Source organism: Synechococcus sp. R8-2, from assembly GCF_047461715.1.
Classification (GTDB): domain Bacteria; phylum Cyanobacteriota; class Cyanobacteriia; order Thermostichales; family Thermostichaceae; genus Thermostichus.
In genome coordinates this window covers 1-4752 of the sequence record NZ_JANSHQ010000683.1, presented here as the reverse complement: position 1 = coordinate 4752, position 4752 = coordinate 1, and the positions used below count along the sequence as shown (strand labels likewise).

Below are 4752 nucleotides of genomic sequence, written 5' to 3'. Positions count from 1 at the left end.
TTTCTATCCTTACACCCAACCAGACGATGGTCACCCTCCAGCTTCGACAACTCACCATCCCACCCGGCCAGCGCCTGCTGATTCACAATCTGAATTGGTTAGACTTTGAAGCCATCCTAGATGAGCTGGGCGAAAAGCGAGCCAGCCGCATTGCCTACAGCGATGGGATATTGGAAATCAGAATGCCCTCACCCAAGCATGAGCGAGAAAAATCCATCATTGGAGACATTGTCAAAATCTTGCTAGAGGAACTGGAAGTTGACTGCGAATGTTTTGGGTCAGCTACCTTCAAACAGCAAGCAATGAACTACGGGATCGAACCTGATGAATGCTTCTATATCCAAAATCACCAGGCCGTGATTGGCAAAGATCGGCTGGATCTATCTGTTGACCCGCCTCCGGATCTGGCCATCGAAGTGGATGTTACTTCCAAAACCCAGATTGAGGCTTACACCCGCCTAGGAGTGCCCGAACTTTGGGTTTATCAAGGCAACCAGCTAACCATCTACATCCTGCAATCCGGCCAATATCAGGCTTCTGCCACCAGCCCAACCTTTCCTCAGCTACCGATTTTAGAGTGGGTGCCAGAAGTCTTGGCCCAAAGTCGAGATCTGGGTAGAAGTCCAGCCCTTCGTGCCCTTCGCCAAAAAATACGCTCCATCTTAGGGAATTAATACGAGCCATAGGCCACGTACTCTGAGAGTTTTGCCCAAAGAAGATGATGCTTGCCCTCAACCTGCAACCGGCTTTGAATTTAACCGATGAAGTTTTCGAACAGCTTTGCCGGCAAAATCCTGAGCTGCGCCTGGAACGCACTGCCCAAGGAGAACTGATTGCCATGGCCCCTGCAGGCAGCGAAACTGGATTCCGCAATGCCGACCTGCTGGGCCAACTGTGGCAGTGGAATCGAGGCAAGAACTTAGGTTTTGTCTTTGACTCTTCCGCGGGCTTTGCCCTGCCCAATGGGGCCATCCGCTCTCCCGATGCCGCTTGGATTGCCAAAGAGCGCTGGCAGCAGCTTACCCCGGAGCAGCGTCGTCGCTTTGCTCCTCTTTGCCCCGACTTTGTGCTGGAACTGAAGTCCCCCACTGACGAGCTGGCTATCCTTCAGGCCAAGCTGCAGGAGTACCTAGACAACGGATCCCAACTGGGCTGGCTGATCGATCCAGAAAGCCAGCGGGTTTACGTCTACCGCCCAGGTCAGCTGGTGCAAGTTTTGGAGCGGCCTACTAGCTTGTCTGGGGATCCGGTTCTCCCTGGCTTTGTTGTGGATCTCACTTTAATCTGGAAATAATCGACCCACCCCCTAACTTCAATTTCATTCAATCACTTATGGCTATCAGCAACCACGAACGAGTTGGACGCGCCCTCAACCTTCTGCGGCAGGGGCTTTATCCTTTTGTCGTGCGGGAGATGCAAGCCTTCCATGGAGAGAAGTGGCTGACAGTTGTCGCCGACAACCTGCCCGAGAGCTCTCCCAAATTCAAAAGTCCTGAGCAGATCCTGGAGGAAGATGTTTTGGCGCTGCTGACTCTCATGTGGGAGCAGTGGAACACCGTCTTCAGGCAAACTCTGGGACAAGCGGAGCGCACCCTAGTCAGCGAGCTGCGCAATACCCGCAACACCTGGGCCCACACCTGCACTTTTGGTTTTGACGATGCCTATCGCGCCCTCGATAGCGTTGCCCGACTGCTGAGCGCCATTGCTGCCCCCCAAGCTGCCGAAGTTGAAAAACAAAAACAAGAGCTACTGCGACTGCGCTTCGAAGAACAGGCCAAGCGGGAAAGCCGTCGCGCTATGGGATCCCCTACAGAAGGTCAGCCCCAGGCTGGCCTCAAGCCCTGGCGCGAGGTTGCCACTCCCCACCCCGATGTGGCTTCAGGTCGCTTCCAACAAGCCGAATTTGCCGCCGATCTTTGGGAAGTCTACCTGGGCGAAGGTTCGGATGAGTACCGGGATCCCGTCGAGTTCTACCGCCGCACCTACCTTACCGAGGGATTGCAACAACTGCTCACCAATGCCCTGAAGCGCCTCAGCGGCCAAGGGGGGGATCCCGTGATAGAGTTGCAGACCAACTTTGGCGGCGGCAAAACCCACGCCATGCTTGCCCTCTACCACCTCTTTGGAAGAGGGGCTAGGGGTGAGGGCCCCCTACCCGGCACAGAGTCTCTTCTCCAAGCCGTCGGCCTGCAGAGACCACCTCAAAACGTCAGGATAGCCGTCCTGGTGGGGAACAAGCTCCAGCCCAGCGGCATTCCCTCCTACAAGCCTGAGCACGCCCAGCAAAACCGCCCCCTGATCCGCACCCTTTGGGGGGAGTTGGCCTGGCAACTGGGAGGTGCCGAAGGCTATGCGCGGGTGCAGCAGGCCGACGCAACTTCCACCAACCCCGGCGATGCGCTTAAAGTCTTGTTCAACCGCTATGCCCCTTGCCTGATCCTAATCGATGAGTGGGTGGCCTATGCTCGCCAACTCCACGACAGCCCTGACCTAGCCGGCGGCAGTTTCGACACCCAGTTTACCTTTGCCCAAACCCTGAGCGAATCGGCCAAGAACGCAAAAGATACACTGCTGGTGGTGAGCCTTCCTTCTTCGGATATCGAAATTGGCGGGGAGCGGGGCAAAGAAGCTCTGGTTCGCCTGAGAAATGCCATTGGCCGGGTGGAATCCCCTTGGCGGCCCGCGAGCGCTGAAGAAAGCTTTGAAATTGTCCGCCGCCGCCTGTTTCAGCCCCTCACCAATCCCGAGCTATTTGTGCAGCGGGATGCCGTGGTGAAAGCGTTCATGGATCTCTATCGCAGCCAAAGCCAGGAATTTCCCAGCGAGTGCAAAGAAAGTGACTACGAACGCCGCCTCAAGGCTGCTTATCCCATTCACCCAGAGCTGTTTGACCGCCTTTACTCCGACTGGTCTACTCTCGACAAGTTTCAACGCACCCGCGGTGTGCTACGGCTGATGGCCAGGGTCATCCACACCCTCTGGGAGCGAAATGACCGCAGCCTGATGATCCTGCCCGCCCACATCCCCATGGACGATCAACAGGTACAAGCAGAGCTGACCCGCTACCTAGACGACAACTGGCTGCCGGTAATCGACAAAGACGTGGATGGCCCCACTTCCCTGCCCCTGACTCTCGACCGAGATCACCCCAACCTGGGCCGGTATTCCGCCTGTCGCCGGGTTGCCCGCACCATCTACATGGGATCCGCCCCCACCCTGCGGGCCGCCAACCGCGGCATTGAGGAGCGCCGCATCAAGCTGGGCTGCGTGCAACCGGGAGAACACCCCATCACCTTCGGCGATGCCCTGCGGCGGCTATCCGACCAGGCAACTTACCTATACGGAGATGGCAGTCGCTACTGGATTTCCACCCAGCCCAACGTCAACCGCACTGCTCAGGAGCGAGCCGAGCAACTGTTGAGGGACGAGCCCCACACCCTCTGCCAAGAGATCATCCGGCGCCTCAAAGCCGACAGAAATCGCGGTGAGTTCAGCGCCGTTCACGTTGCCCCCGACTCCACTGCCGATATTCCCGACGATCCCACTTTAGGCGTGCGGCTGGTGATCCTGCATCCTCAGTATTCCCATAGCCGGGGTAGCCAGGATAGCCCTGGGCGAGTCTGGGCTGAGCAGGCCCTCCAGCGTCGCGGCAGCGGCCCCCGCTACTACAGGAACATGCTGCTGTTTTTGGCGCCCGACAAAACCCGCCTGGAAAGCCTAGAACGCAATACCGCCCAATACCTAGCTTGGAAAGGGATCCTGGAAGACAAAGATCTCCTCAACCTAGATGCCTTCCAAACCGCCCAAGCCGATACCAAGCTGCACCAATCCGAGGCTGCTGTTGAGGCTGCTCTGCGGGAAACCTATCAATGGCTGCTGATCCCAGCCCAGCCTGATCCCCAAGGCAGTCTAGAGTGGAAAGAATGCCGACTGCAGGGGCAAGATTCCCCCATTTTGCAAGCCAGCCGCAAAGCTGTCCACGAGGGGGATCTGGTTACCGCTTACTCTGCCATCACCCTCCGCCTGGATACGCTGGATAGATTCCTCTGGCGCGAGGCTGATCACATCGATCTCAAACGACTGTGGGAATGCCTGGCCCAGTACCTCTACCTACCCCGCTTGAAAGACCCATCCGTTCTTCTAAGAGCTGTAGAAGACGGGGTAGCCTCAACTGCTTGGGAGGATAGCTTTGCCTACGCAGAGGCCTTCGATGAGTCCAAAGGCAAATACCTCGGCTTGCAAGTGGCAGCCATAGTCAAGCCCAGCATCGGTTCCAACAGCCTGCTGGTCAAGCCAGAGGTTGCCCGCCGTCAATTGGAAGCCCTTCAAGTTCCTTCCCCAAAGGCGCCCTGCATCTTCCCAGACAGCACTCCGCCTCTTCCTGGCCCCGGCGAGGAGGATTCCCCAGTTACGAATCAAGGAAATCAAGTTTCCCAGCCGGCGTTGCCGAGGCGATTTTACGGCAGGGTGGAAATGGATCCCCTGCGGGTCAACAGAGATGTTGCAACCCTTGCCGACGAGGTCATCCGGCACCTGACCAATCTGCCAGGAGCCACTGTCAAAATTACCCTGGAAATCGACGCGGAAATACCGGAAGGCTTACCGGAGAGCGTGAGGCGCACGGTAGCGGAAAACTGCCGAACCTTAAAGTTCTGCACCCTGGAGTTCGAGGACAATCCGCATAGTCATTTTTAAGCGGGAATGAAACTTTTTCCTTAGCATTGTGCACTAGCTGATACATTCACGCTGAAC

3 protein-coding genes are annotated in these 4752 nt (G+C 57.0%); all 3 read left to right on the top strand.

Annotated elements, in window-relative coordinates:
* On the top strand, nucleotides 1–674 hold a 674-nt coding region (locus NW819_RS13860; RefSeq protein ID WP_414414104.1), incomplete at its 5' end, for a Uma2 family endonuclease.
* A gap of 47 nt (nucleotides 675–721) precedes the next feature.
* Nucleotides 722–1294 (top strand): Uma2 family endonuclease, encoded by a 573-nt coding sequence (locus tag NW819_RS13855; protein WP_414414105.1) that lies wholly within the window; start codon nucleotides 722–724, stop codon nucleotides 1292–1294.
* Between the two features lie 38 nt (nucleotides 1295–1332).
* On the top strand, nucleotides 1333–4695 hold the full coding sequence (locus NW819_RS13850; protein ID WP_414344692.1) for a Swt1 family HEPN domain-containing protein: 3363 nt from the start codon (nucleotides 1333–1335) through the stop codon (nucleotides 4693–4695).
* Nucleotides 4696–4752 lie beyond the last annotated feature (57 nt).

Coding starts and splice junctions, on each gene's coding strand:
- NW819_RS13850 (WP_414344692.1), top strand. CDS start 1,333: ATGGCTATCAGCAACCACGAACGAGTTGGACGCGCCCTCAACCTTCTG.
- NW819_RS13855 (WP_414414105.1), top strand. CDS start 722: ATGCTTGCCCTCAACCTGCAACCGGCTTTGAATTTAACCGATGAAGTT.